Raw genomic sequence first — 26,175 nt, forward strand, 5'->3', positions numbered from 1 at the left:
ATGGACACGACAAGTTCGACTGGCGGAGCTGCTTTCACCAAGCCACCGCTTATACAACGTCTGCCAAAAGACACCGGCATCTTCATGGTGCTGATTGGCATCGCCGCCCTGTTTGAAATTCTGGGCTGGATCTATGCGGATCAGACCTTCATCTTCAACGGCCAGCGCCTCTTCATCATGATCTTGCAGATGGCCATCATCGGCATCATGGCAATCGGCGTAACGCAAATCATCATCATGGCAGGGATAGATCTATCAGGCGGTTCGATTCTCGGCTTTGCCGGATTGGTCGCGGCATCCCTTGCGCAAAGTTCCGACTTTGCCCGGGCGGTCTATCCATCCCTGACCGATCTGCCGGTCATTGTTCCGGTTCTGGCTGGGATCGCCGTCGGCGCAGCCCTTGGTTTCGTCAATGGCGGGCTGATCGCCGCCACAGCCATTCCTCCCTTCATTGCCACCCTTGGCATGCTGGTCGCGGCGCGCGGTCTGGCCCGCTGGTATACAAGCGGCAAACAGGTCAGCTTCTTCGTTGAAGATTTTGCGGTCTTTGGCTCAGGTGCCTGGCCCATCATCATCTTCCTGTCCGTGGCTTTGCTGTTCCATGTGCTGCTCAGCTATACGGTTTATGGACGCCGCACCTATGCCATCGGCTCCAATGAAGATGCTGCCCGTGTGGCTGGCATTGATGTCAAGAAGCACAAGATCCTGGTTTATACCATGGCTGGCGGTCTCTATGGCCTGGCTGCCATTGTACAGACCTCCCGTGCCATGACCGCACAGTCTGGCACAGGCCTGATGCTGGAGCTGGATGCCATCTCGGCTGTGGTCATCGGCGGCACATCGCTCTTTGGAGGGCGCGGCCGGATCTTTGGCACCATCATCGGGGTCATGATCCTTGGGGTTCTGACCTCGGGCTTCACCTTCCTTGGCATTGATGTCTTCTATATCAATATCGTCAAGGGCGTGATCATCGTTGCCGCTGTGGTGGCCGACACCTATCGGCAAAAACGCAGCTCGATCCGATAAATCCGATTACCATCCTGTTTCGAGGCCGCAAATGCGGCCTCGATTGCGTTTTATTGATTTCTCTGTATTGCAAGCGGTTTACAAGATCCCGGTAGCCATTTAGGACTTAAGAAAGCGCCTGTCAGCGCCAAACAGCACCTGGCAAACAAAGGATCACAATGGCGGTCACTCTCAAGGATGTCGCACTGAAAGCCGGGGTTTCCACCTCTGCTGTCTCTCGCACCTTCACCGAAGGCGCGAGCGTGTCCGCCAAAACGCGCAAGAAAGTTGAAAAAGCTGCAAGCGAGCTGGGTTATCGCCCCAATGTGCTGGCCTCCAGCCTGACCACCCGCCGCACCAAGTTGATCGGTCTGGTCTCAAACAACTTTCACAACCCGGTCTTTCTGCAGGTCTTCGATCTATTCACCCAGATGCTGCAGCAAAAAGGCCTGCGTCCGCTACTGGTCAATCTGTCGGGCGATATCGGCCCGGACAAGGCGCTGGACATGTTGCTGCAATATAGCGTCGACGGCGTGATCGTTGCCTCCTCTACCCTGCAGCCCGACTTTGCCAAGAGCTTTCGTGATGCTGATATCCCGGTGGTGCATTCCTTCGGCCGCTGTATCGCCGCGCCAAGTGTGCATACCGTTGGCATCGACAACCGGCATTCCGGTGAGATCGCCGCGCAATTGCTGATCGACAAGGGCTATCAGAAAATCGGCTTCCTGGGTGGCCCACAAAAAGCCACCTCCACACAAGACCGCCTGGAAGGCTTCGAAACCATCTTTGCCCGCCATCCGGAACTGGATCTCAGCATCAATTTTGCCGATGATTATTCCTTTGATGCAGGGCGTGAGGCCATGGGCAAGATCCTGAAAGGCAAGCGCTCCGAGGCCTATTTCTGCGGCGATGATGTGCTGACCATCGGCGCGCTCAGTGCCGCGCAATCGGCTGGCCTGTCCGTGCCAGAAGATATCGGCTTCATGGGCCTCAATGACATGGAAATGGCAGGTTGGGACAATATCAACCTCACCACCATCCATCACCCCATCCGCCAGATCATCACCTCATCCGTCGAGCTTCTGGTCGATTGCCTGGACGATCCCGCCCGCATGCCGGAAACCCGCCTCTTCCCCTGCCATGTGGTGGAACGAGGAACGCTGCGGAGTTGAGCGGAGTAGCATTAGGAGTTGCAGCCCGGGCATAGAGCTGCCACTTTGTAGCAGCACATTCCCAACTCCCTGCAAACCAGCATTGATTGATGACCAAGCAAGATCCCAACCGAGCTAATCAGATCCTGTCCCATGCACAGATCTTATTCTTTCAAGGCGGTTATGAAGATACATCGATTGCTGATATCGTAAAATCTGCAGGGGTGACCAAGGGAGCCTTCTATCATCACTTCAGCTCCAAAGCTGACATCCTTGAGCAATTGCTGGATCGTCTTGTTGCGCATCTTGGTGCACGCCTGAACGATATTGATCTGCAGCAGGTTTCCTCTCCGGTGGATAGCTATCTGACTTTTCTCCATGTGATGCGAAGCGAATTTGAGTTTCCCTCTCAGCAGGCAAATCCTGAACTGGGACGGGCCATCTATCTTGATGAGAATGACAGCATTCGAAACAAGCTTTGTCAGAAAATAGTTGATCTGGCGGTACCGGTGCTTAGCGGAATTTTGGAAAAGGGACTGACAAACACAAAACTCTCCCCTGATGAGGCCAAAGCCGCTTCAGAATTGGTGATGCAAATTTCATTGGCACATCAACCCGCTCTGAAACGCTTGAGATATGCTTCAACACCTGCTGAAACCTTGGACCGGGTGCAAGAAGTGGAGCATCTAATCAAGCAACAGGGCATAGCTATTGATCGCCTGATTGGTTTGCCAGATGGGACAACAGAACTGAGAAGCCAAAAGGCAATGTCCAAGCTTCCAAATCTTGGCAAAACATAGGTTCGGCAGTTCGTCAGCGACGATTGCGAGGGTGGGATTTGGCCTGCCTCTCATTTCCGCGTTTGTAGTTGCCCGTCAACCGCGCCATCCATTGTTGGCTATCTGCATCAGACATATCTTCTATATCTTCCAAAAAGTCGTCTGCCTTATCACCCCGCAGGGTAGTCGCCAACCGGCCATGATGAAATATTTGCACTTCTTCCCCACGACGGATCTGATAGGTGAATCCCAAATAATCTGACGTCTCATTCATTTTGTATCAGTCACTCCCAAGCAAGGCTCAAATAGAGACACGTTGCATAATGGCTTGCTGTCCAAGAAATAGAAGCAGCCCCAATGGTCCAAACAGCATGCATGAAATCAGGATGAGAATAAGAGGCCAGCGGTTTTGAAATCGGGCACGCTCCACGATCCAGATCCCCACAAAAAGATCAAAGGCCAGATAATGCGTCCATCCCAACAGAACCCCATTAGGCGCAGAAAAAAGCCCCTGAACTGCGGTTATACTGGTAAAGCCACCTTCACCAGAGCCAGCTCTCAGGAAGATTTCAGTGATCAGAAAGGCACTGTAAATCAGGCATAGTAAGCCCGGTAAAAGCATGTTGTTCAATGCTATGCGGGTTATTTCTGCTTTTGGTGCAAATATCAAAAAACACCAGCCAACCAATGCAAGCAGGTTAACGGCAACAAACAGATCATTCATCAAGACACCCTACTCTTGCCAATAGAGATAAATCCGAAACAGAACTTCTAGACAAAAATCGATATCACCATCAGTGCAATGCCGGTGGTTGCGATCTTCCATGCCAAAGTTCGATACAAGACCACACCAAATGCATAAAGCGGCAAGAACATCAGCCTGCCTATCAAATAGATCATGCTTCCCCACTGGCTGAGTTGGTCAAACTCCTGAAGTTGAGCAAGCATGAAAATCAGCGCCAGAAAGATCGGAAAGGTCTCGAAGAAATTAGTCTGAGCTCTTTGTAATCGTCCGGCCAGACCAATCGGAGTTAAGGCATCATCACGGGGGCCAATTGTATAAGCATGACCAACCTGTCTTTTGAATGCAAATGACGCGCAAGCAATGTGAGTCAGCCCAAGACAGCATGCGATCAACAGCACATGATATTCCAATTCCATTTCCACCCTCATTCCTGATCGAGCAAGGTGCCAGGTTCTGCCCTTAAATGCACTTACGCCACAGGTTCAAACTCGTCGGCAACGATACAGCTTGATACAAAAATACCACTGGTATGTTTTGTGTCAATTGGTTTCTTCATGCACCTTGAAAACCCCTTGCGAAAACTCAAGGAACCACGATGGCTCATCAACTCTTTCGAATTCTAGTGGCCATATTGGCGACTGCATTTCTACTTTCTTCTGCGACAGGACAAACTATGGATCAAAAGCTGAGAAAGGCGATGAATGCCGGTAAACTGGAAGGCCTTCACTCTGCCGTCGTTGTACTGACTGGCAAGCTGATAGCCAGCTCCTACTTTTCCGGTATGGATGAACGCTGGGGAAGGCCATTGGGAAATGTAGAGCATGGTTTCACCACGCTCCATGACACACGTTCGATCACCAAATCCGTCGTCAGTCTGCTCTATGGCATAGCACTTGCGGACCATGATGTACCTGACATCAACCAACCCTTGCTGGATTTTTTCCCTGATTATCAGGATTTACGAGATGGTTCTGCTCGTGAGCAAATCACCGTTCGAGACGCCCTGATCATGAAGATGGGAACCAAATGGAACGAAGATCTGCCCTATACGAATCCACGCAACAGCGAAATTGCGATGGAGATGGCCGATGGTATCGCCCCCGGCAAAACCTGGTCTTATAATGGTGGAGCCGTTGCCATTCTTGCCAAACTGATTTCTGAAGGAACAGGACAATCAATTGAGCATTTTGCACAACAGAAGCTTTTTGCTCCTCTTGGAATCACTGAATTTGAGTGGGTAAAAGGAGCAGATGGCGTACCATCCGCTGCGTCCAGCTTGCGATTGACCGCTTCTGACCTCGCCAAGATAGGCACCATGATTGCCCAGAATGGCCAATACCAGAATGGCCAATATAAGGGCCAGCAAATTGTACCCAAAGATTGGCTGGAAGCCTCATTTCAACCCGCTTCGACCCTTCGCAATGGCGTCCAATATGGTGTCCTTTGGTATCTGGCATCCGGCCCGATTGGTGACCAGATAATCTTCGCTCTCGGGAATGGAGGCCAGCGCCTCACCATTCAACCAAGAACCCGCTTTGTGGTTTCCACCTTTACCGGAAATTATAACGGCCCAAAGGCGTGGCAATTATCTTTGAAGGTTCTATTGGAATACGTAATCCCCGAAGCATCCAAACATAGAAAATAAGCCGCAAAACAAAAAAACCATCGGGATGATAAAATCCCGATGGCCTGAATTCTTGCTGATGTGATCAGATATAGAAGTTCAAACGATCAATTGTCTTTCTTCATCATCTCACTTGCTGCCTTGCCCATTTCCTTGAGCTTGTCACCAGCCTCTTCCAGCTTGGTGCCAGCTGCGTCTTTGGTTTCAGACATCTTGTCTTCCATCACCTTCATGGCGTCAGAGGCTTTTTCCTTGGCATCAGATGCTGCATCTTTCATGGCATCCTTTGCTTTCTCGGCTGTCTCTGCGGCCTTGGCAGCCGCCTCTTCAGCGGCTTTTTTGGCTTTTTCAGCCTGCTCCGCAGCCATTTTCTTGGCAGCTTCGGCTTCAACGCGAAGCTTTTCTTCCGCTTCTTTCTTCAGGCGCGCGGCTTCTTCAGCGGCGGCATCCATCTTTTCTTTTGCCTTGGCTGCAGCATCATCCATTTTGGATTTTGATTTATCGGCCTCTGAGACTGCAGGTGCGGTGTCAGATCCGGCTGCTTCTTTCTTTTCTTCTTCGCTGCAAGCAGCAACAAGAAGGGTAAGCGAGGCTGCGACAATTAACTTACGGAACATTGATAACTCCTGCTATCCGTTACCAGACCCGGTTCCCGGGCCCTTTTATATACATGTCTCTAACCAACATGCGGCGCCTGAATAGATCGTTAATTAGGCGTTAATGTGATATTCACCTGATTTCTCGGATCAGGCTTGCCGAAAGACAGAAATGTTGATTTTTCTGCTGGATCTCAAACGCCAGATTTAATCATCTCACGGATTTTCACCGCTTTTTCAAAGTGATCAAGCTCGTGCGTCTTGATCCACCAAACCGCCGCTTCCAAAAGCAGATCCGGGTCATCATTCTTATTGGCGAAGAAAGCATAAAATGAAAGACCCACACCCTCTCCTTTCTTTGCAATCTTTTCATCACAGATTGCTATCGCTTTGGCTCTCAAACTTGATCTCATGTTGCTCTTTCATTGGCTGTTTCCGATACCCGTCGACAAGTTGAAACCCGGCAGGTCTGATCGATGGGTCATTCCTGCATCCGCCAGATTCTGCCTCGGTGGTCAAGTCTGTCGTCAATTGATTGCGTTGCAAAACCCTGACAAGACCAATCATGCGCAGAATGAATCCCAGACAGATAATGCGGACAATATGCGCATTGCACCATTCATCCTGCCGTGCCAGCATCAGATCGTCGCTGGTGTGGCATATGTCGAAGGATTTTGAATGCAATTCATCTGGCTCCTATATCCCATTGCCATGCTGGCACTCATAGGTCTGACATTGATCGTCTGGCGTCGATCGGACCGCCTCAATGAAAAATCAGCATGGGAATTTCTTGCCACACATTCCAGTGCAAAATCGCACCGTTTCGAATATGCGCTCATTGCGGAATTGCCAGAGCCCGCACAACAATATTTTCGCTACATGATCGAACCAGGCACCCCCCTTTGCAGCACGGTCGAAATTGAAATGACCGGCCAGCTGGGCCTCGGTTCCAAGGAAGAACCAAACTATCAATCCATGCAGGCACATCAGATATTGTCGCCGCCATACGGACTGGTTTGGAAGCTGAATTCAGGCGCACTAGCCGGCTCAGATGGCGCATTACCGGATAGATCATGGACACGGTTCTGGCTTTTGGGGATGATCCCTGTTGTCAGAGCCAGCAGTGCCGATCATAAGCGTTCAGCATTTGGCAGAGTTGTCGCTGAAGCTGCGATCTGGGCCCCTGCAAGCCTTCTACCCAGCAGGTTTGTGCATTGGGAAAGCCCTGACAATGAGACTGCCCGCGCCACCGTCCGGCATGGCAACTTCACCCAATCTGTCGATATAACCCTGGATGAGTTCGGCATACCCAGGAAAGTCTCGATGCTACGGTGGAGCAATGAAAACAAAGAAAAAATCTTCCGTGATCAGCCCTTTGGCGGCCTATTGTCAGATTTCAGATGTTACCAAGGCTACAGATTGCCTGCTCATGTGGAAGGCGGTAATCACATCGATACGCCATCCTACTTCCCTTTCTTCAAAGCTGACATAACAAAATTCGTCTTTCACTATCCAAAATGAACCGGTGTTCTCTGGACAAATGCAAAGGCTTTCCATCTTCATTTTCGAGCAAATTCTTATTCGAAAAGTACTTCAATTCTTCAGGAATGCGCTCTAATATTGAAAACTCAGATTCAATTGAGACTCTATTGGATTTTCTAATATGCTGACCCATCGTCAGATCCGCTATTTTCTGGCTGTTGTCGATGCCGGGCAAATTTCGGCTGCAGCAAAAGCTTTGAATGTCTCTCAATCTGCCGTGACCTTGTCAATCAAGGATATGGAGGAGAGACTGGGAGCAATGCTTTTCGAGCGATTACCGACCGGTTTGCGCCTGACCCGAGCCGGACAGCAATTTCAACATCATGCAAGAGATATAGCCGCCTCTTTTGAAGCGGCGATGAAAAGTGTTGTAAGCATTGATGAAAGCATCACCGGTCACATCAGACTGGGCATGAGCTGGACGCTTTCTTCCTATTTCGCCATTCCCGTGATGGAGCAATTCTGGCGCAAGCATCCACAGATCGAAGTGGAGCTCATCGAGGCCCCACGCGAAAATCTGGAACAGGCCCTGGTCGAAGGTCAACTTGATCTGGCACTTGTTCTGACCTCCAATCTGTCAAGGGATCTGGGCCTGACAAGTCGCACCTTCCACAAATCCAAACGGCATCTCTGGGTCAGCGTCGACCATCCATTGGCCAAGCAAAAACAAGTAAGCCTGGCGGATATCGCACAACATTCTTACGCAATCCTGCGCTCGGACGAAGCGGATAGACAAGCACTTACTTACTGGAATGAACAAACAGGTCAGCCCCACATCAAGCTGGAATCGGCTTCCATCGAAGCGGTGCGCAGTCTGGTTGCCTCTGGTCAGGCGGTCAGCATTCTCAGCGATGTCATCTATCGCCCCTGGACACTCGAGGGACGGCGCGTGGAGAAAATTGAAGTCCTGGAGCCCATTCCAACCATGGATGTCGGCATCGCCTGGAAGGCATCACGCGAGTTGAATACAGCAGAGGAATTACTGCTTCAGGCATTTAATTAATTAATAGTACACATTTGAAATCTGAATTCCCAATATCTTTGTCTGTCTGATAAACATGAAACATCGGGTAGCAAAGGCAAACCAGAAATGACAATGATCAGCAACAAAAGAGAGACACAGAATCTTGCTATTGGCATTTTCTGGATGATTGGCAGCCTCGCCTCCTTCATCGGCATCGCCGTTGCGTCGCGGGAATTGTCACAATCTTTGTCGATCTTTCAAATTCTGTTTTTCCGCTCGCTCGTTGGTGTCGGCATTATATTGCTGTTCGTGCGCACCTTGTTACCAGAAATACGCCAAACCAAGCGGATGATGCTGCATTTCTCGCGCAATGTGGTGCATTTTGGAGCGCAATGTTGCTGGACCTTGGGCGTTGCCCTTCTGCCCTTGTCAGAAGTTTTCGCATTGGAATTCACCATGCCGGTCTGGGCGGCTTTGTTCGCTTTTCTGTTCCTGGGAGAGAAAATCAGCCGCGCCCGGATGATCGCGGTCTTTGCCAGCTTTGCCGGAATATTGGTGATCCTGCGGCCGGGCTTCGAGATCGTCGATCCGGCATCCTTCATTGTGCTGATCGCAGCCATTGGCTTTGGTATATCCGTCATCATGGTCAAGATCCTAACCAAGGATTGCTCGCCTGCCGTAATTGTTGTCTGGATGATCCTGCTGCAATTGCCCATGGGACTGGCATTGGCAATCCCCAATTGGCAATCACCCAGCCTTGAAAATGTGCCATGGATCATTCTGGCCGGAATTACCGGCATGAGCGCGCATTACACAATGGCCAAGGCGTTGAAGCTGGTGGATGCCTCGATCGCCATTCCGATCGACTTCTTCCGGGTGCCCTTGATCGCTCTGGTCGGCTTCTATCTCTATGGCGAAGTGATTGAAGCATGGTTGTTGCTGGGAGCGCTGCTGATCTTTGGCTCAAACTATTACGCACTTCGAAGCGAAGCGCGTAACAAGACCATCTAGGCCCCCCAATCAGACATTGGTTGGGCGGAATGCCATGGCAATGCCATTGATGCAATGACGTTTGCCGGTTGGCTTTGGGCCGTCATCAAAGATATGGCCAAGATGGCCCCCACAATTGCTGCAATGAACCTCGGTGCGGGTCATGAAGAAGCTGGTATCAGTGCTGGTCCCCACCGCATTTGGCAGGGCTTCATAGAAGCTTGGCCAGCCGGTGCCGCTGTCAAACTTGGTCTTGGAAGAATAGAGCGCCTGCTCACAGCCAGCACAATGGAAAATACCATCGCGCTTTTCATTGTTCAGCGGGCTGGTGAAAGCACGCTCTGTCGCATGTTTGCGCAGGATCGCATATTGATCGCTGGTCAGGCGCTTGCGCCATTCCGCATCAGACAAGTTCAAAGGAAAGGCACCATTCTGACCGGCATCCGAGCGCGAGGCACCTAGCAATCCATAAGCTCCTGCACCAAACAAGGCTGCAGCACCTGACAGAAAGAATGTCCGTCTATTCATCATGATCTCCTGTGTCCTCAATGTCTTTTGAGCCTAACTTGATAGTCCGGATCCAAGCCCTCTACCCTTCGAAGTCAAGATAGGAGGCTGGTCGATCAATCGCCAATCACGATCGTGAGAACAGTCGGTGAGGTCGGATAAGTGCATGAGCAACAGCCAAAGATTTGCCACTAATCATGATATAATTTGCCAAACAGCGCGAGAAACCGGAGGTAAGAGCCATGAAAAAGAACAAGATGACCCGTCGCGGCCTGATAGCCAGCTTGGCCACCTTGGCTGGTGGATCCTTTTTTCTGCGAAATGCTGATGCCTCCGGTTTGACCCCACGCGCGTCCGAGGGCCCCTTCTATCCAAGGCCTTCCATGCGCATGCCCGATATCGACAATGATCTGGTCAAGGTGATGGGACTGGTTGAAGAAGCTGGCGGCGAGGTGATCACGCTGAAAGGCACTATCACCGACAGGAACGGCAAGCCACGCCCGGGCGTTCGGATCGAGATCTGGCAATGCGACATGAATGGCAAATATCTGCATCCCGGAGACAACCGCAATGTCGCTTATGACCAGGGCTTTCAGGGCTTTGGCCATGATATCACCGGCAAGGATGGATCTTACAGCTTTCGCACCATCAAACCGGGCAAATATCCCGGCCGCACACCTCATATCCATGTGAAGGTTCTTGACGGCGATACGGAATTGCTGACCACGCAATTCTATGTGGCCGGTGAGCCAGCCAATGAGCGAGACGGTCTCTATCGCCGCATGTCCGAAGCACAAGCAAAAAACGTGTCGATGGTCTATGCTGAGACGAGAGACGAAACCGAGGCCATCATCAATGTGACAGTTTGATCTGTCATTGAGATATTTGACCCAAGACAGCCTTTAGAAAATCAGAGATATCCTTTTGAACCAAAGATTTCTCCAGCAATGCATGCTGCTTGATCAGTTCCTTGTCGCGATAGACAATGGACTTGCTGCCATTACTGCTGTTCAGAAAAGACCCACAATCCCCTTTGGTCCATTGGTTCTGATACCAAGGATCCTTTTCAGCCACCAGCGTCAGCACCGGCTCGCCTACAGGCGCATTCACCCCTTTATATTCTGACCATGGTGTTTGGCAGGTCCAGCCTTCGACAATTCTTGCGCTTACCTTTTGATGCTCATTGCCAGCTTCGAATGTGGCAGCCACAACCGCACCTTCACTAAAGCCCATCAGAACGAGCTTCTGATCATCGACCATGGGTAGCTGTCTTGCCTGTTCAATCGCATATCCGGCGTCATGCTGGCGCAACTTCAATGTCCCGCGAAAGAGCGCGCCCTTTTTGGTCTCGACATCGCATGATTTCGGATATTTTTGTCGCGCAAGACTGGCGGGAGCAATGACTACAAATCCCTTGTCTGCAAGCAGGCTCAACCTCGTATGAATGCCAGACCAAAATCCACTGCAACCATGCATATAGATGATGGTTGGAAAGATTTGTCTTGAACCAACTTTCGCCAGTTCCAATTCTGCCATCGTGATGCGTTTGGATTGACCAGAGCCATTGGGCAAATAGGCCAGAGCGGCGTCCCAAGTGCGTTGCATCTCTGCCTCATCCGCCCAATCTTCCCATGAGATGTCCACAGGCGCTGAAAAGACCTTCGAGCTGTTATGAAGCCCTTGCTCTTGAGCATCGGCCAAACCAGCAAATGCCATGATCCCAAGCACTGAAAAAGTCGCAAAGCTTAATGTCTTGAACAAATGCATCTCATCGACCTTATCCATGGAGGTTTGAGCTCAAATCCCATGCTATTAGCAGTAGTGCATTCACGCAATCAGATCACATTGATGCGTCTGTAACCGGAATCGGACGACGGAGCCGAGATAGGGTTATCTTAGCCCCACAGATCAATGTGATGAGCAGCAGGACCTCACCTAAGAGCCGAAAAAATACCTCATGAAATTCATCTACATGAGCGTAGTTGAACACTCGCGTTTCCATCTCCATCTCATAAACTCGATCCCCCAAAACATGAGCAATGCGATCAGAAAATGGATAGGTCCACGCATATTCTCTAACGACGACAGTTCCAGCCTCATTTTGTTCAATCTGTAATTCATAATTACAGCGATCTTTCTGATCATAACGACAGGCAAGCTCTTGTCTGGTTGGCAGTCTGTTATGCTCTCTTTCAAATGACTTTATGTAGCCAACCGCAGCCTGAAGTTTCTTTTTGCTGCTCTGAGCCGAACTTACATATTGCTTCACATTGAGAAGGTTCTGTATCGAAAATGGAATAATTATCAAAGAAACCAATAAGATGAGAAGGCATATAGACTGGGCAACTCTTGAAAGAGATGCAAAGAATATCGTTCTGAACATATTGCAGCCTCAGAAACTTAAAAGAGCATAATTTACCAATACAATTCATAAATATTCTGAACAAGCCCTCAATTCTTGGAACTCATCTAAACCGCTATTCCCAAACAAAAAAGCCACGCCGGATGGCGTGGCAAGTGAGGACGTAGATTCATAAATGAGCTGGATTTGGCGTCAAAATGGTCTGATATGGCTAGAAAAAGGGTGAAGGATGGGCTGATTGCCCATTCAAGCTCTTTGCCGACGCCAGATCTTGACCATTTTGTCGTCCGAAGGATAGGGCGATTTTTCCCGATCACCACGTCGCAAGGATTTGAAAATGCAACACATTGTCTGCATCCTTACTCCTTGCGATCAAAAAAACTTGCCTCTACCAAATGCATCACATTTATGAATCTACGTCCTAGTGACTCTCAAGGGGCTTAACCTCATATCGTCACGTCCATCTCTTGGACCTTTTGAGCGAATTCTTATCCGAAAAGTCTGCAATTTTTCGAAGAACGCGCTCCAAGGATGAAGATCACTTCAAGATATTTGGCACTGCATTCACCCAGCGACCATCGCCCTTGGCGCTATCGGTTGCGGCATAAACACTTGCCATGGACCGCAGGCCATCTTCGGCGCGCGGGAAGAGATTGGCTGCAGGATCTGCGGCACGACCTTCCTTCTCGGCACGGATGATTTCAGCCAGGTCCGTATAGATATTGGCAAAAGCCAAAGGCATGCCTTCGGAATGACCGATGGTCACACGAGAAGCGCGGCTTGCCTCGGCATAAAGATCCCCTGCTCCACGCTCGATGATCTGGGTGCGACCATTCAATGGCGTGTAATAGAGCTGGTTCGGATGTTCCTGCTGCCACACCAAACCACCGCTCTCACCAAACACCTGAATGGTCAGGCCATGCATGCGCCCAATGGCAACGGCAGAAGTCCAAAGACGTCCGACGGCCCCGCCATCCATGCGGAAATTGACCATGGCATCATCTTCCAGCTCGCGGCTGGCAATGGTGGACGCATAGTCAGCGCTGATGGTTTCTACATCCTGCCCGGTCACGAAGCATGCCATATGCAGAGCATGGATACCGGCATCAGCCAGCACAGCGGAAACGCCAGCAGCTTTTGGATCATAGCGCCAACGAACACGTGGATTGTCAGCATCGGCTGCATCAGCATGGAAGCCATGAGCAAACTCAGCCTTCACCAGACGCACCTTGCCAATGTCACCATTGGCAATCATCGCTTTCATCTGACGCACCAGAGAGAAGCCGGAATAGCCAAAATTCACCGCACATTGCTTGCCGGTGGCCTTGGAGATCTTGTAGATCTCCTCACCCTCTTCAACGGTCATGGTCATCGGCTTTTCGCACAGCACATGAAAACCGCCTTCAAGGAAAGCCTTGGTGATCTCAAAGTGTGTCGCGTTCGGCGTTGCAACAGTCACAAGATCGATCTTGTCATCACGCTTGCTTTCTCCGGCCAACATTTCTTTCCAGTCACCATAAGCGCGATCTTCCGCCACGCCGAGAGATTGAGCGTAAGCCCGGCCCTTTGCTGGATCCACATCCAGAGCACCGGCTGCAAAATGGAACAGACCATCAATGCCAGCACCAAGGCGGTGCGCAGGACCAATCTGGCTGCCTTCACCGCCACCAATCAGACCCCAATTCAATTTGGTCATGGTTCTATCCTTAGTATTTGTCTGAAGCGAATTCTTATCTGAAAAGTGCTGCAACTTTTCAGGAATGCGCTGTGAAACCAATGGAGTCGAGATAATTGCGGTTCAGCTTCGCATTATCGATTGGCGAGGTATCGCCTTCAGGATCGCAATCCTGCTCAACAGTACACCAGCCATTGAAACCGGCATCCACCAATTTCTGACGCACAGCCGGGAAATCCACTTCGCCATCACCAAGATTGCAGAAAATGCCTTGTCCGCAAGCATCATAGAAACCGGTGCGTTTTTCAATGACATCGGCTTTCACAGCAGCGGAAGTATCCTTGAAATGCATGTAGGAGATGCGGTCCATGTGACGCTCCATGAAGGCAACCGGATCGAAGCCTGCATAGGTACAGTGACCGGTATCGAGGCAGAGTTTGAGGATATTCTCATCTGTCTCAGCCAAAAGACGCTCCAGCTCATCTTCAAAATCCATGAAGCCAGCGGCATGGGCATGCATACCAACCGTCAGGCCATATTCCTCATGGCCCATCTTGGCGACAGTCATGATGCGATCCTTGAAGGCTGTCCATTCGGCGTCATCCATCTGCTCGGCTTCGGACGCACGGCCAGCAGTTGGAGCACGGCGTGGGGAAATGGAATCGATCAGCACCAGATGCTCGGCACCATGGGCTTTCAGAGCCTTACAGGTACGAACGGCGCCATCCATTACATCATCCCATGCGCTTGCATCATGGAATGGACGGAACACAACGCCGCCAATCAGCTCGAGATCACGCGCAGCCAAGGCATCGCCCAGCTTTGCAGGGTCTTCCGGCATATAACCAACCGGACCAAGTTCAATGCCCTTATATCCAGCCCCGGCGCATTGATCGAGTACATGCGTCCATTCGGGGTTTCTTGGATCATCGGCAAATTCCACACCCCATGAACAGGGGGCATTTCCAATTCGGATGCTCACGGATGATATTCCTTATCTTGTCTTGAATGATCTGTTTCTGAGACTGTCAGCTAAGAATGTGCTGATCAGCCCTGTATCTTTGTCCAAGCGCCGCTTTGCGCGGATTGTTTGGCGGCATCGACGACGCGGGAAACCGCCAGCCCATCGGCAAAGGTCGGCCAATTGGTGTTGCCGGTCTCAATCGCTTCGAGAAAATCTCGCGCTTCCATGATCAATTGATCCTGATAGCCGGTGCCATGACCTGGTCCAAGGCAGAAAGCCTTGTAATCGGGATGCGCTGGACCAGTCAGAATTTGGCGGAAACCGGCCAATCTTTCCCCATCTTTGCTTTGATAGAGCCAGAGGCTATTCTGGTCTTCCTGATTGAAGCGGATGGCACCCTTGGTGCCTGTAATCTCATAAATCAGACCCATCTTACGACCTGTTGCAACGCGGCTGAACATCAGATGACCGGCTATACCGCCTTCGAAGCGGCACATGAACTGTGCGACATCATCATTGCTCACCTCAACCATCTGGCCAGAACCTTCCTCGGAAGGGCGTTTTTTGTAAACGGTTTCAATTTGCGCATTCAACTCAGTGATCGAGCCCAGCAGGAATTGCGCGCAATTGATCATATGGGGAGACAGATCCCCCAATGTGCCATTGGCATCCCCAAAGGAGCGCCAGCTGGCAGGCTGATCCGGGTCAGCAAAAAAGTCTTCGGTATGCTCACCTCGAAAGAAGGTGACATCACCAATTGCGCCCTCGGATATCAGCTCCTTTGCCAATTGAGTGGCAGGGGTGCGGATATAGTTGAAACCGATCAGGTTCACTTGACCAGACTCCCTAGCGGCTTGCACCATGGCGGTCGCATCTGCAAGACTTGCACCCAAGGGTTTTTCACATAAAACCGGCTTTCCAAGTCGAAAAGCTTCAAGAGCGATTTCGCGATGCGTGGTCTGCGGACTGGCAATGACAATGGCTTCGACTTTGGAATCGGATACCAGCATTTTCCAGTCAGATGTTGCCCGCGCAAAACCAAATTGCTGCGCCTTTGCAGCAGCTCCTTCTTCGGTCGTGGTACAGATCATTTCCAGGCGTGGGCGCAGAGCAGTGTTGAAGACACCAGGTGCTGCCTGCATGGCCACGGCATGCAGTTTACCCATATAGCCACCACCTATGAGTCCAATGCCGATTTCGCGCATTTTACACCTCCCTGAAAAAGAAATCTTGCAACCGGTTGCAAAATAGGTATCCTTCAAAATAACTGCTTCGTCAATAGCGAAGTATCTCAATTACAAAATTCTTCAGCCCAAGCTACTCTCTGGCAGGTGCTGAATTCGGACAGGGAAAAGACGTCATGACCAATTCTTCTGACGCAATCCAGACCGCAGAAAGCGGCACCCTGCGCCTGACCATGGCGCAAGCAATCGTCAAATATCTTGCCAATCAATATATCGTAATTGATGGCGAAGAGATGCGCCTTTGTGGTGGTGGCTTTGGTATTTTTGGCCATGGCAATGTTTCCTGCCTTGGGGAAGCACTCTACCAGCATCGTGAGGAATTGCCGCTCTATCGTGGTCAGAATGAGCAAAGCATGGGCTTTGCTGCAGCAGCCTATGGCAAATATCACCTGCGCCGACGCTTCATGTTCTGCACAGCTTCTGCCGGTCCTGGCACCACCAATCTGGTGACATCCGCTGCACTTGCGCATACCAATCGTCTGCCGATGCTGTTGCTTTGTGGAGATGCCTTCATGACCCGCTTGCCAGATCCGGTTCTGCAGCAGGTGGAGCATTATGGCAATCCAACTGCTTCCGTGAATGATGCCTTCCGCTCTGTTACCCGCTATTGGGATCGGATCACTCATCCGGCTCAGATCATTCAGTCTCTGCCGGCAGCCATTGCCACCTTGCTGGATCCTGCCGATTGTGGCCCGGCTTTCCTCGGTTTGCCGCAGGATGTACAGGGTTGGGCCTATGATTATCCGATCAGCTTCTTTGAAAAGAAAGTTCATCATATTCGCCGTGTCACCCCGGATCAGTATGAGCTCGGCGCGGCGATTGCAGCCATCAAATCTGCAGAAAAGCCTGTCATCATTGCGGGCGGTGGCGTGCAATATTCTGGCGCTGTCACTGATCTGACCAGCTTTGCCGAGAAGCATTCCATTCCAGTGGTTGAGACCATCGCCGGTCGCGCCAATATGCTCGCCGACCATCCGCTCAATTGCGGTCCGGTCGGTGTAACCGGCTCCAATTCCGCCAATGCCATTGCGGCAGAGGCCGATGTGATCATTGCCGTTGGCACCCGCTTGCAGGATTTCACCACCGGTTCCTGGACCGCCTTCCGCAAGGACGCACAATTCGTGTCTCTCAATGCGGCGCGCCATGACGCAGCAAAGCACCGCTCCCTGCCTGTGGTTGGTGATGCCAAGCTTGGCCTAAATGCGCTGCAGGCCGGTCTGGGCACGTTCGAGACCGCCCAGAGCTGGCGCGACTTTGCTGCCAATGAGAAAACCCAATGGCTGGATTATGTTGCCCGCAATGTCGACCCTGCCAATGGCCCGAATTCCTATGCGCAAGTGATTGGTGCCGTCAATGATCTATGCGATGACAAGGACCGTGTGGTAGCCGCCGCTGGTGGCCTTCCTGCGGAAGTTACTGCCAACTGGCAAACCAAAGCAATTGGCTCAGTTGATGTAGAGTTTGGCTTCTCTTGCATGGGCTATGAGATCGCCGGTGGCTGGGGTGCCCGTATTGCACAGAGCGAGAAAGAGGCTGATCAGGACACCATCGTCTTTACCGGAGATGGCTCTTACCTACTGATGAATTCCGATATCTATTCGTCAGTTCTGACCGGCAAGAAGATGATCCTCATGGTCTGCGACAATGGTGGCTTTGCAGTCATCAACAAGCTGCAGAACAATACCGGCAACACCTCCTTCAACAATCTGTTTGCCGATTGTCCGACCATCACCAATCAGGTGGAAGTGGATTTTGTCGCTCATGCACGCTCACAAGGAGCGCAGGCCGAAAGTGTCACGGACATGGATGAGTTGCGCGAAGCTTTCAAGCGCGCCAAGGCCAATGATCGCACCACCATCATCTATATCAAGGTGGATCCATATGAAGGCTGGACACAGGAAGGCCATGCCTGGTGGGAAGTTGGCTTGCCTGAAGTATCAAAAGATCCGTCAGTTCGCGAAGCTCGGGTCAATTGGGAAGCTGGTCGCGTCAATCAACGCAAAGGTGTGTGATGCAGACCATGCTGGAAAAATTGACAGGTGGGAAGTTTCTCGTGGTGGGTCGTGCCGGTATGGACCTTTCTCCGATACCTGCCGGTACCAAAGCAGAGGATGCCACCCAGATGTCCGCGCATCTGGGTGGCTCTTCGGCTAATATCGCCGCAGCGCTGACCCGCCATGGCTGTGAGGCTGATTTGGTGACCTGTGTATCAGACGACGCCATCGGTCGCTTCTGCCTTAATCAGTTGGATCATTACAAGATCGGCCGGGACCATGTGCGCTCGATTGGTGGTGAATATCGCAATACTCTTGCCGTTACCGAGAGCCGTATTGAAGATCATCAGACCGTCATCTATCGCAATGGTGCCGCTGATTTTCAGATGGACAAGAGCGACATCGACAAGGTGGATTTCTCGCGCTTTGATGCCATGATCGTCACCGGCACACTCTTCGCGTCCGAGCCATCTCGCACTGCCTCTCTCTATGCATTGGAAAAAGCAAAAGCAGCTGGCGTGATCTGCATTCTCGATGTCGATTATCGCCCCTATAGCTGGGAATCTGATAAGCAGGCAACCGAGATCTACAGCCAGATTGGCCCACTTTGTGATATTGTCATCGGCAATGATGACGAGTTTGGCTTCATGGCTGGCAGCAAGGATGCCGGACAAGCTTTTGCCAAGGACTTGGCCCAGCGCATCAATGGTATCTGCGTTTATAAGATGGGCCCGGAAGGCTCCATCACCTATGCCGATGGCTGCTCATTCCAGACCGGAATTTTCAAGGTGGATGCTCTGAAACCAACTGGTGCAGGCGATGCCTTCATGGGTGGTTTTCTGGCCACCCTCGTCAAGAAAGGCGACTTGCAAGAGGCAGTCCTGCGCGGCTCTGCCTCTGCCGCCATCGTGGTGTCAAAGCCGGGCTGCGCGCCTGCCATGCCGACACCAGATGAGCTGAACGCCTTTTTGAACAGCAATCATGTCACCTCACAAACTGCCTAACGTCCCTCATTTGTGAGGTCAGGAAAGAATTAAAGGATCAAATCATGCATATCCCTCCCTATGACAATCAAAACAAGCCAATCGTTGATATGGATGATAAACGCGTGCCGCTGAACTATTTCAACATCGTCAAGCTCACGCGCGGTCAGGCTTTCGATTATCAGGTTCCTGGCTATGAGACCTGTATCGTGCCAGCAACTGGCAGCATTGATATCGAATGCGAAGGGATCAAATGGGATAACATTGGCGGACGTGGCGTCGATGTTTGGGATGGCGAGCCGGAAGGCGTCTATATCCCGACCGGAGCCAAGGCCACTTTCGTCTGTACCTCTGACGCTGCCGAAGTCTTCATTGCAGGTGCGCGCTTTGATGGTGTGCTGGAGCCTTTTGCCGTACGTGCTGAGGAGATCGATCTGGTTCAGTATGGCTCTGATGACACCAAGACCCACCGCAAGATCAAGCATATCCTTGGTACTAAATATCATGACAAGGTCGGCCGCCTGCTGGTCTCCGAGCTGTTCACCGTTGGTCAGGGCGGCTGGTCCGGTTTCCCACCGCACAAGCATGACACTGATCGCCTGCCTCTTGAGACACGTCATGACGAGACCTATAATTTCCGCTTCCGTCCGGGCCACGGCTTTGGCACCCAGCTTTTGCAAAAAGAAGATGGCAAGGTTGGCGAAGCTTTCCATGTGGTCGATGGGTCCACCTTTGTCATCGACAAAGGCTATCACCCCTGCGTGGCCGCTCCTGGCTATGAGATGTATTATTTCACCATTCTTGGTGGCCTGAGTCAGCGCTCACTGGTGCAATATTTCCAGCCGACCCATGCCTATCAGGTTGAAACCATCCCCGGCATCAAAGACATGATCGCCAAATTCAAATAAGAAACACGGGTATCTGACATGCCATTGGCCACCCTGAAAGACGTGCTGGCCCCTGCCAAGGAGCAGGGCTATGCCGTCGCCGGATTTGTTGTACTGGGATGGGAAGATGCCCGTGCCTATGTCCGTGCAGCCGAAGCCACCAACAGTCCGGTCATTTTGCAGGCCGGGCCGGGCTGCCGGGCCCATACGCCTCTGGAAGTGTTGGCCCCGATGTTCCGCCATCTGGCTGAGACTGCCAGCGTGGATGTGGTTGCCCATCTGGATCATGGATATGAAGCGGCTGATTGCTTCAAGGCCGTTGATCTTGGCTTTTCATCGGTGATGTTTGATGGCTCCAAACTCGCGATAGAAGAGAATATCGAGATTACCCGATCCATCGCTGATTATGCCCATAAACATGGTGTCAGCGTCGAAGGGGAAGTCGGCTATGTAGGCTATGCCGAAGGGGCTAATTCTGCCGGTACCAAGGTCGGGGAAGCCGCCCTCTTTGCCCGGCAAAGCGGTGCGGACGCCATGGCCATATCCATTGGCAATGTTCATCTGCAGCAGGAACAAGCCGCCGAGATCGACTTTGATCTCTTGCGCAAGATCGAAGCCGATTGCGATATCCCGCTGGTGCTGCATGGTGGGTCCGGCATTCCGAGCGCTGTTCGGCAAAAGCTGGCCCAAAGCAGTCATGTCAGCAAGTTCAATATCGGCACCGAAGTGCGCATGGCCTTTGGCAAGAGCTTACGGGATGTCTTGAGCGACAATCCCGATATGTTTGATCGGATTTCAATTCTCAAACCAACCGAAGAAGCCGTATTTGAGGCCGCCAAACAGGTCATCAAACCCCTCTTGCCACGCTCCTGAATGCCTTGCTGGAGATGTTCCTAACAAGACCCAGCAAGGTCAGAGATATAAAAAAGATCATGAAGAAAGCTGGCCCGCTATCTTGTCGAGGAACATAGAGCAATATTTCCGCTGCCTAAGCTCGACGTCTCAAGTTCGACGAAACCGTATCCAGAAACAACCGTGCCAACTTGGAGAGGGTGGCCTTACCGGGATGGACGGCATAAAGCTTGATCTCCGGAAGATGCCATTCGGGAAGCACTTCAATGAGCTGCCCAGCAGTTAATGCTTCCTGACACAAAGGTTCCGGCAACTCACCAATTCCATGAGATGCTAAAACCGCTGCCTTGACGGAGGCATAGTCGTTGATGGTCAGATCAGGTTCAAAGCAGAGCTTCTCAATCTGCCCCTGTCGCAAGAATGACCAATTCACTTTGCGAGAATTGTGAAATCCAAAGCCGATGGTCTTGTGATCTTGAAGTTCCGCAATCAAGCCGGGCGCGGAATGGGCAGCCAGATAGCTTGGCGAGGCAACCAGCCGATGCCGATATCTCAGAAGCGTCCTGACGATGAGTTCAGGGGTTTCGGGACGGGCAACACGAAATGAGAGATCCACTCCGTCATCGACAAAATCCAGCATCCGTTCCGATACCAAAATGCGCAGACGGGCGTTGGGGTAATGTCTTTGGAAAGAATTGATTGATTCCAGAAACAGGACCTCCAACAAGTTCGGAGGAACCGTGATCGTGATCGTCCCAGCGGTGTCACTATGCCTGTCTGTCATGACACGGTTGGCATAATGGATCGTATCAAGCCCTTTGCGACAAAGCTCAAGATAGCTCTGGCCCGCTTCCGTCAAGCGAATTTGACGTTTGTTCCGATCTATCAGACGGACATTCAAATCCGTTTCCAGCTCCGATACTTTCCTGCTGACAGATGACAGGGGCATTCCCAAAACCCGCGCCGCCTCGGTGAAGCTGCGAGATTGTGCCACTTGGGCAAAGATTGCAATCGCGTCTAAGCTTGTCATAAAGATTTCCAAATATGGAAGAACCCTTCCTAAAAATTGTATTTCTTTATTATATGGAAACATTAATCTGCTGCCAACAGGACAAAAAAGGGTAGCCCAATGACGCATGAACACAAGAAGATCAACTATATCGAATTTCCACTCATCGACCCCACCGCGACCAAGCAATTTTTTACCTCTGTCTTTGACTGGGAATTTCAAGAGTGGGGCCCAAACTATCTGAGTTTCAGCGGTGCTGGCATCGATGGTGGCTTCAACGGTGAGGATAATACGCCAGTTCAAAATCCAGGTGTTTTGATCATCCTGTACTCCAATGATCTCGAAGCTTCTCTGGCTGATGTCAAAGCAGCCGGTGCCACCATCATTCGTGATATCTATTCCTTCCCCGGTGGGCGCCGGTTCCACTTTGCCGATCCAAATGGCAATGAGCTGGCAATTTGGTCCGAGGTGACGGAATGAGCATTCTCCTCACTGGTGCCACCGGTACAATCGGAAAAGAGATGCTTCAGATCTTGGGACAAAGGCGCATATCAGGTGTGCGAGCACTCGTACGAGACGCAGAAAAAGCAAATCTGGTTACCGCTCACGGACTGGATCCAGTCTTTGGTACATTCGAAGACCATTCAGCGCTCAATGCAGCTCTGTCCGGGATAGAGACCGTGGTGCTGATCACTCCTGCCAACCCGCTGGCAGAGGAACAGGCTTCCAATTTGATTGAGGCGGCCAAGTCAGCAGGAACACGACGGATCGTTCGTGTCTCGGCTATCAAGGCAGCCCCTGAAGGACCGATCAATAACACCCGCGCTCACGGCAGAACGGAAGCTGAGATTGTCACCAGCGGTCTGGGATATGTCTTTCTTCGGCCCAATCTGTTCATGCAAAACTTGTTCATGGTGACTGACTTCATCAAGCAGAATGGAAAATTCTCCTTTGCCATGGCTAACGGCAAAATGGGCATGGTCGACACACGCGACATTGCCAGCTGCACCGTGGCATGTGCGTTATCAGATCAATGGGATGGACAATCCTTCGAACTGACAGGGCCTCGAGCTATCAGCTATGCCGATGTAGCCGTTGCTTTAAGCAAGTTGGTTGGCAAACCTATTGAATACAAGCCGATATCGCCAGAAGACGTGTATTCGATGATTGAGAGCGCAGGATGGGGAAACTGGATGGCGGCATTGGCCCGCGACTATGGAAAAGCCTACGCATCAGGTTGGGGTGACTTTACCACGAAAAATGTCGAAAAGATTACGGGCAAACCACCACGAGACTTCCACGATTTTGCCAATGAAATCCTTTTGCCGGAACTTAGGCTCGTGCAACCCCTCCTGCCACGCTCCTGAATATCCTGATAAATGATGTCGATAATTGACAATATTCGACATCACTCCTATATTTCCAAGTAATGAGTTTACTTGGAGTGACAGCATGGCAAAAGCAATGAATGTGTCTTTGACAGAGCCCTTGCGGGAATTTGTCGATAGCCAGACCGGCGAGAATGGCCTCTTTGCCACTCCATCCGAGTATTTGCGCGACCTCATCCGCCGAGACATGGAGCAGAGCGAAGTCGTCAATCATGTCCTTGCCGGTTTGAAAGATATTGAAGAGGGCAATTTCTCTTCCAATTCAATTTTGGATATTGAAGCGGAAGACGAATAATTCCCATGTCACAATCAAGGCCCAAATCAAGGCTGCCCTACATTCTGACCGAGACGGCCGAGAATGATTTTCGCAATGCGCGAAACTGGTCAAGACAGCGCTGGGGCAAGGATCTGACCAAGCAATATTTTCAGGACCTGCACGAGAGCGCCCTCTATATTGCCAAGAATTGGCGATCCCTGCCTGTCAGAGAAGACCTGACCGGAGCAAGTGGTCTGGGCGTCCATGCGGCGCGAGAGCATTATCTTGTCTATCTGCCCTCACCCGACACGGATCAGCTCATCATTGTCGCCCTGATCCGTCAGACAAGAGATGTTCCGTCTATTCTTCGGGCGAACAATTTCCTGATCAAACGTCAGTTGAAACGCCTGTTCAACAAGCACTAAGTGTTTACAAAAAAGGTCAGAGGACCCCAAAATCCCCTCACCTTCATCTTATCAATCGAGTGGGAAAACCACATTGGTCTGGCCGGTGCCAGAGCTTGGGAAGTAATCGGTGATCACTTCTGCCTTGCCTTCATACTTGTCCCAGCCAAGGGCACCGAGCAGCATGACGGTGTCATGCATGTCGCCTTCCCCATCGCAATAATTGGCATAATCCGGCAGCATCTTCACGAAGGTCGCAAAGTCACCTTTCTGCCAGAGATCCAGCACGCGCAAATCAACCTGCTGGTTGAACTCGCTGGAAATGGTGAAGGTGCCGTTATTCTCGGCATAGATATCGTTTGGCCAGATCTTGTGAGACAGGGAGCCCGATGCAACCAGCGCCACATTGTTGTCGCTGGCCTCGATGGCTTCGCGAATGGCCTCACCCAGCTTGCGTGAAGAAGCATGGCTATGCACGGTGCACCAGGCAGCGATGGAGACAACCTTCAGATCACGCTCTTCATTCATGTAGCGCATCGGTACCAGTGTGCCATATTCCAGCTCAAGTGAATCCACCTGATGAGACATGGCGTTGACGCCTTTGACCTGCGCTTTCTCGGCAATCAGATCGCCGAGAGCGGCATTGCCTTCATAGGCATAGTCCATATCCTTGATGAATTGCGGGAATTCATTGGAGGTAAAGACACCCTTGAAGGAGTGATTGGCATTGATGTGATAGGCGGCATTGACCAGCCAGTGGGTGTCGAGCACGACCACCGTATCAGCACCGGCTTCGCGTACGCGACGGCCGATTTCCTTATGCCCGTCAATCGCGGCCTGACGGCACCCTTTGAGGGACCCATCCATCTCGGAAAGCAGCATGGTTGGCACATGTGTCACCTTCGCTGCATAGACAAGCTTACCCATAGTTTCCTCCTGAAATTCCATTAACATGTTAATTGATATTCTGACGCTAATGGCTTCCGGATGTTATGCATTTGACCTGCATCAAAAATACGGATTACTGCTTAGGATGCTGAAAAATATAAGTTTAATTATAATCCATTGAAGTAGTTTATGTTTTCAGAGAATTTCAAAAATATTTATCATCGCAATTATTTTCCAAAAAAGACAAACAAATTTTTCAGATCGCCCAAATGGGGTGACAAGAATCTGCTACCACAAAGCATCAAAGTGCCTCATATTCATGAGGCACTTTTAGTTTCAGAAGAAACTACTTGCTTATTCCGACAAAGTAATTATTAACATATCAATCAATTAATCCAATCGCAGGCCTGATATGCAATCGCTCTTTTCCCTTACCGGACCGATTTTTGCCCTGATTGCTATCGGCTATCTTGCCGTCTCCTACAAACTTGTGCCGAAAGAAGGCGTGGCTGCCTTTGGACGCTATCTGGTGACCTTCGCCATTCCGGCGGCTTTGTTCAAAGCCTTGGGCGAGCGGGATCTTGCCGAAATCATCCAGCCGGATTATCTGCTGATCTATGGCACCGGCTCGCTGATACCCTTTGCCATTTTGTTTCTTGTCGCCAAAAAGATGCGTAACCGTCCGCTCGACCAAAGCGCCATCATCGCCATGGGCGGCAGTTTTTCCAATACGTTGATGATCGGCTACCCGATCATCTATCAGCTGTTCGGGGCCAAGGCGCTTGTCCCCTTTGCGCTGACGCTGATGGTTGAAAATCTGATCATGATGCCTCTTGTCCTGACATTGGCGGAGCTACAGCAGAACAAGAAGGATCATGTCCTCAAAACGCTTGGCCGCACCTTTGCCCAGTTGCTGAAAACCCCCATCATCATGGGCATCATTCTCGGCCTTGCCTCATCCGCTCTGGCCTTGCAGGCCCCGGCTCCCGTCCTGAAAATCATAGATATGCTGGCGGCAAGCGTCGGGGCAGTTGCGTTGTTCGCCGTGGGTGGCAATCTGGTCGGCATTCGTTTTCAGGGCATGGCGCTGGATCTGTCCCAAATCGTGGCAACCAAACTGATCCTTCATCCGCTGGCCGTCATAACCTGTCTGTATCTCGGACCAACGCTGGATCCGACATTGACCGCTGTTGCCGTTATCCTCTCGGCCATGCCGATGTTTGGGATCTACTCCGCGATTGGTGAGCGCTACAATATGGGTAGCCTCTGCGCAGCAGCATTGATCCCCGCCACCCTTCTCTCCTTCATCACCATCAATCTTGCCGTCTTCTGGACCACAAGCGGTTAGTTTCCTCCCGATTGAGCA

31 protein-coding genes are annotated in these 26,175 nt (G+C 51.2%); 17 read left to right on the top strand and 14 right to left on the bottom strand.

The window, feature by feature from the left end; translation table 11 throughout:
* The 3 genes from CRO57_RS22270 to CRO57_RS22280 all read left to right on the top strand — a co-directional run bounded on the left by CRO57_RS22270 (nt 1) and on the right by CRO57_RS22280 (nt 2,956).
* Nucleotides 1–1,026, top strand: a complete 1,026-nt coding sequence (locus CRO57_RS22270) for an ABC transporter permease (protein ID WP_097155736.1) — start codon at nt 1–3, stop codon at nt 1,024–1,026.
* Between the two features lie 158 nt (nt 1,027–1,184).
* Nucleotides 1,185–2,177, top strand: coding sequence for a LacI family DNA-binding transcriptional regulator (locus tag CRO57_RS22275; protein ID WP_097155737.1), 993 nt, complete (start codon nt 1,185–1,187; stop codon nt 2,175–2,177).
* Between the two features lie 89 nt (nt 2,178–2,266).
* A complete protein-coding gene (locus tag CRO57_RS22280) occupies nt 2,267–2,956 on the top strand; it encodes a TetR/AcrR family transcriptional regulator (RefSeq protein WP_097155738.1) in 690 nt (229 codons plus the stop codon).
* A gap of 13 nt (nt 2,957–2,969) precedes the next feature.
* On the opposite strand, the gene CRO57_RS22285 is transcribed toward CRO57_RS22280, so the two are convergent.
* Genes CRO57_RS22285 through CRO57_RS22295 form a run of 3 tightly spaced genes read right to left on the bottom strand, consistent with a single transcriptional unit; the run spans nt 2,970 to nt 4,096 of the window.
* Nucleotides 2,970–3,209 carry a hypothetical protein gene (locus tag CRO57_RS22285; RefSeq protein ID WP_097155739.1) on the bottom strand — a complete coding sequence of 80 codons (240 nt, stop codon included), beginning with the start codon at nt 3,207–3,209 and terminating at the stop codon, nt 2,970–2,972.
* A 27-nt stretch (nt 3,210–3,236) separates the two neighbouring features.
* Nucleotides 3,237–3,659, bottom strand: coding sequence for an ABA4-like family protein (locus CRO57_RS22290; RefSeq protein WP_097155740.1), 423 nt, complete (start codon nt 3,657–3,659; stop codon nt 3,237–3,239).
* Nucleotides 3,660–3,706: 47 nt separating this feature from the next.
* The gene (locus tag CRO57_RS22295) at nt 3,707–4,096 is read right to left on the bottom strand and encodes an MAPEG family protein (protein ID WP_170956215.1); all 390 of its coding nucleotides are present in this window, start codon (nt 4,094–4,096) and stop codon (nt 3,707–3,709) included.
* A gap of 257 nt (nt 4,097–4,353) precedes the next feature.
* Here CRO57_RS22295 and CRO57_RS22300 point away from each other — a divergent pair, with 257 nt between their 5' ends.
* Nucleotides 4,354–5,325: a serine hydrolase domain-containing protein gene (locus CRO57_RS22300; RefSeq protein ID WP_210200978.1), complete on the top strand. Its 972-nt coding sequence runs from the start codon at nt 4,354–4,356 to the stop codon at nt 5,323–5,325.
* Nucleotides 5,326–5,411: 86 nt separating this feature from the next.
* Here the strand turns inward: CRO57_RS22300 and CRO57_RS22305 are convergent, their stop codons facing one another.
* From CRO57_RS22305 to CRO57_RS24435, 3 genes are all read right to left on the bottom strand, one after another.
* Nucleotides 5,412–5,921 (bottom strand): hypothetical protein, encoded by a 510-nt coding sequence (locus tag CRO57_RS22305; RefSeq protein WP_097155743.1) that lies wholly within the window; start codon nt 5,919–5,921, stop codon nt 5,412–5,414.
* Nucleotides 5,922–6,094: 173 nt separating this feature from the next.
* The gene (locus tag CRO57_RS22310) at nt 6,095–6,313 is read right to left on the bottom strand and encodes a DUF6500 family protein (RefSeq protein ID WP_097155744.1); all 219 of its coding nucleotides are present in this window, start codon (nt 6,311–6,313) and stop codon (nt 6,095–6,097) included.
* Nucleotides 6,273–6,584, bottom strand: coding sequence for a hypothetical protein (locus tag CRO57_RS24435; RefSeq protein ID WP_141401321.1), 312 nt, complete (start codon nt 6,582–6,584; stop codon nt 6,273–6,275). The genes CRO57_RS22310 and CRO57_RS24435 overlap by 41 nt, the downstream gene beginning before the upstream one ends.
* Between CRO57_RS24435 and CRO57_RS22320 the strand changes: the two genes are divergently transcribed.
* The 3 genes from CRO57_RS22320 (at nt 6,579) to CRO57_RS22330 (ending at nt 9,417) form a co-directional block, all read left to right on the top strand.
* Nucleotides 6,579–7,421: a DUF6544 family protein gene (locus CRO57_RS22320; RefSeq protein ID WP_097155746.1), complete on the top strand. Its 843-nt coding sequence runs from the start codon at nt 6,579–6,581 to the stop codon at nt 7,419–7,421. The genes CRO57_RS24435 and CRO57_RS22320 overlap by 6 nt on opposite strands.
* 142 nt (nt 7,422–7,563) lie before the next feature.
* On the top strand, nt 7,564–8,445 hold the full coding sequence (locus CRO57_RS22325) for a LysR family transcriptional regulator (RefSeq protein WP_097155747.1): 882 nt from the start codon (nt 7,564–7,566) through the stop codon (nt 8,443–8,445).
* A 93-nt stretch (nt 8,446–8,538) separates the two neighbouring features.
* Complete coding sequence (locus CRO57_RS22330) at nt 8,539–9,417, top strand: DMT family transporter (protein ID WP_210200979.1); 879 nt, start codon at nt 8,539–8,541, stop codon at nt 9,415–9,417.
* Between the two features lie 9 nt (nt 9,418–9,426).
* Here CRO57_RS22330 and msrB read toward each other — a convergent pair whose 3' ends face one another.
* Nucleotides 9,427–9,927, bottom strand: coding sequence for a peptide-methionine (R)-S-oxide reductase MsrB (gene msrB, locus CRO57_RS22335; RefSeq protein ID WP_097155748.1), 501 nt, complete (start codon nt 9,925–9,927; stop codon nt 9,427–9,429).
* A gap of 218 nt (nt 9,928–10,145) precedes the next feature.
* Here msrB and CRO57_RS22340 point away from each other — a divergent pair, with 218 nt between their 5' ends.
* Nucleotides 10,146–10,772: a dioxygenase family protein gene (locus tag CRO57_RS22340; RefSeq protein ID WP_210200980.1), complete on the top strand. Its 627-nt coding sequence runs from the start codon at nt 10,146–10,148 to the stop codon at nt 10,770–10,772.
* A 4-nt stretch (nt 10,773–10,776) separates the two neighbouring features.
* Here the strand turns inward: CRO57_RS22340 and CRO57_RS22345 are convergent, their stop codons facing one another.
* The 5 genes from CRO57_RS22345 to CRO57_RS22365 all read right to left on the bottom strand — a co-directional run bounded on the left by CRO57_RS22345 (nt 10,777) and on the right by CRO57_RS22365 (nt 16,109).
* The gene (locus CRO57_RS22345) at nt 10,777–11,688 is read right to left on the bottom strand and encodes a dienelactone hydrolase family protein (protein WP_097155749.1); all 912 of its coding nucleotides are present in this window, start codon (nt 11,686–11,688) and stop codon (nt 10,777–10,779) included.
* Between the two features lie 55 nt (nt 11,689–11,743).
* Nucleotides 11,744–12,286 carry a hypothetical protein gene (locus tag CRO57_RS22350; RefSeq protein ID WP_097155750.1) on the bottom strand — a complete coding sequence of 181 codons (543 nt, stop codon included), beginning with the start codon at nt 12,284–12,286 and terminating at the stop codon, nt 11,744–11,746.
* A 517-nt stretch (nt 12,287–12,803) separates the two neighbouring features.
* Nucleotides 12,804–13,961 (bottom strand): Gfo/Idh/MocA family protein, encoded by a 1,158-nt coding sequence (locus tag CRO57_RS22355; protein WP_097155751.1) that lies wholly within the window; start codon nt 13,959–13,961, stop codon nt 12,804–12,806.
* A 58-nt stretch (nt 13,962–14,019) separates the two neighbouring features.
* Nucleotides 14,020–14,922 carry a TIM barrel protein gene (locus CRO57_RS22360; RefSeq protein WP_097155752.1) on the bottom strand — a complete coding sequence of 301 codons (903 nt, stop codon included), beginning with the start codon at nt 14,920–14,922 and terminating at the stop codon, nt 14,020–14,022.
* A gap of 65 nt (nt 14,923–14,987) precedes the next feature.
* Nucleotides 14,988–16,109 carry a Gfo/Idh/MocA family protein gene (locus CRO57_RS22365; RefSeq protein ID WP_097155753.1) on the bottom strand — a complete coding sequence of 374 codons (1,122 nt, stop codon included), beginning with the start codon at nt 16,107–16,109 and terminating at the stop codon, nt 14,988–14,990.
* A 155-nt stretch (nt 16,110–16,264) separates the two neighbouring features.
* Here CRO57_RS22365 and iolD point away from each other — a divergent pair, with 155 nt between their 5' ends.
* Genes iolD through CRO57_RS22385 form a run of 4 tightly spaced genes read left to right on the top strand, consistent with a single transcriptional unit; the run spans nt 16,265 to nt 20,885 of the window.
* Nucleotides 16,265–18,160 carry a 3D-(3,5/4)-trihydroxycyclohexane-1,2-dione acylhydrolase (decyclizing) gene (iolD, locus tag CRO57_RS22370; RefSeq protein ID WP_097155754.1) on the top strand — a complete coding sequence of 632 codons (1,896 nt, stop codon included), beginning with the start codon at nt 16,265–16,267 and terminating at the stop codon, nt 18,158–18,160.
* Between the two features lie 8 nt (nt 18,161–18,168).
* On the top strand, nt 18,169–19,146 hold the full coding sequence (gene iolC, locus CRO57_RS22375; protein WP_244580186.1) for a 5-dehydro-2-deoxygluconokinase: 978 nt from the start codon (nt 18,169–18,171) through the stop codon (nt 19,144–19,146).
* A gap of 44 nt (nt 19,147–19,190) precedes the next feature.
* A complete protein-coding gene (locus CRO57_RS22380) occupies nt 19,191–20,033 on the top strand; it encodes a 5-deoxy-glucuronate isomerase (RefSeq protein ID WP_097155756.1) in 843 nt (280 codons plus the stop codon).
* Nucleotides 20,034–20,051: 18 nt separating this feature from the next.
* On the top strand, nt 20,052–20,885 hold the full coding sequence (locus tag CRO57_RS22385; protein ID WP_097155757.1) for a class II fructose-bisphosphate aldolase: 834 nt from the start codon (nt 20,052–20,054) through the stop codon (nt 20,883–20,885).
* Between the two features lie 115 nt (nt 20,886–21,000).
* Here the strand turns inward: CRO57_RS22385 and CRO57_RS22390 are convergent, their stop codons facing one another.
* On the bottom strand, nt 21,001–21,894 hold the full coding sequence (locus CRO57_RS22390) for a LysR family transcriptional regulator (RefSeq protein ID WP_170956216.1): 894 nt from the start codon (nt 21,892–21,894) through the stop codon (nt 21,001–21,003).
* A 99-nt stretch (nt 21,895–21,993) separates the two neighbouring features.
* On the opposite strand from CRO57_RS22390, the gene CRO57_RS22395 reads away from it, so the two are divergent.
* The 4 genes from CRO57_RS22395 to CRO57_RS22410 all read left to right on the top strand — a co-directional run bounded on the left by CRO57_RS22395 (nt 21,994) and on the right by CRO57_RS22410 (nt 23,942).
* Nucleotides 21,994–22,353: a VOC family protein gene (locus CRO57_RS22395; RefSeq protein WP_097155759.1), complete on the top strand. Its 360-nt coding sequence runs from the start codon at nt 21,994–21,996 to the stop codon at nt 22,351–22,353.
* A complete protein-coding gene (locus tag CRO57_RS22400; protein WP_097155760.1) occupies nt 22,350–23,240 on the top strand; it encodes an SDR family oxidoreductase in 891 nt (296 codons plus the stop codon). The genes CRO57_RS22395 and CRO57_RS22400 overlap by 4 nt, the downstream gene beginning before the upstream one ends.
* An 85-nt stretch (nt 23,241–23,325) precedes the next feature.
* Nucleotides 23,326–23,556: a ribbon-helix-helix domain-containing protein gene (locus tag CRO57_RS22405; RefSeq protein ID WP_097155761.1), complete on the top strand. Its 231-nt coding sequence runs from the start codon at nt 23,326–23,328 to the stop codon at nt 23,554–23,556.
* A gap of 5 nt (nt 23,557–23,561) precedes the next feature.
* Complete coding sequence (locus tag CRO57_RS22410; RefSeq protein WP_097155762.1) at nt 23,562–23,942, top strand: type II toxin-antitoxin system RelE/ParE family toxin; 381 nt, start codon at nt 23,562–23,564, stop codon at nt 23,940–23,942.
* A gap of 51 nt (nt 23,943–23,993) precedes the next feature.
* Here the strand turns inward: CRO57_RS22410 and hpaD are convergent, their stop codons facing one another.
* Entirely contained in the window at nt 23,994–24,848 is an 855-nt protein-coding gene (gene hpaD / locus CRO57_RS22415) for a 3,4-dihydroxyphenylacetate 2,3-dioxygenase (RefSeq protein ID WP_097155763.1), read from the bottom strand.
* A 373-nt stretch (nt 24,849–25,221) separates the two neighbouring features.
* Here hpaD and CRO57_RS22425 point away from each other — a divergent pair, with 373 nt between their 5' ends.
* Nucleotides 25,222–26,157, top strand: a complete 936-nt coding sequence (locus CRO57_RS22425) for an AEC family transporter (protein ID WP_097155765.1) — start codon at nt 25,222–25,224, stop codon at nt 26,155–26,157.
* Nucleotides 26,158–26,175: the final 18 nt, after the last annotated feature.

The organism is Cohaesibacter gelatinilyticus (assembly GCF_900215605.1).
Taxonomy (GTDB): Bacteria; Pseudomonadota; Alphaproteobacteria; order Rhizobiales; family Cohaesibacteraceae; genus Cohaesibacter; species Cohaesibacter gelatinilyticus.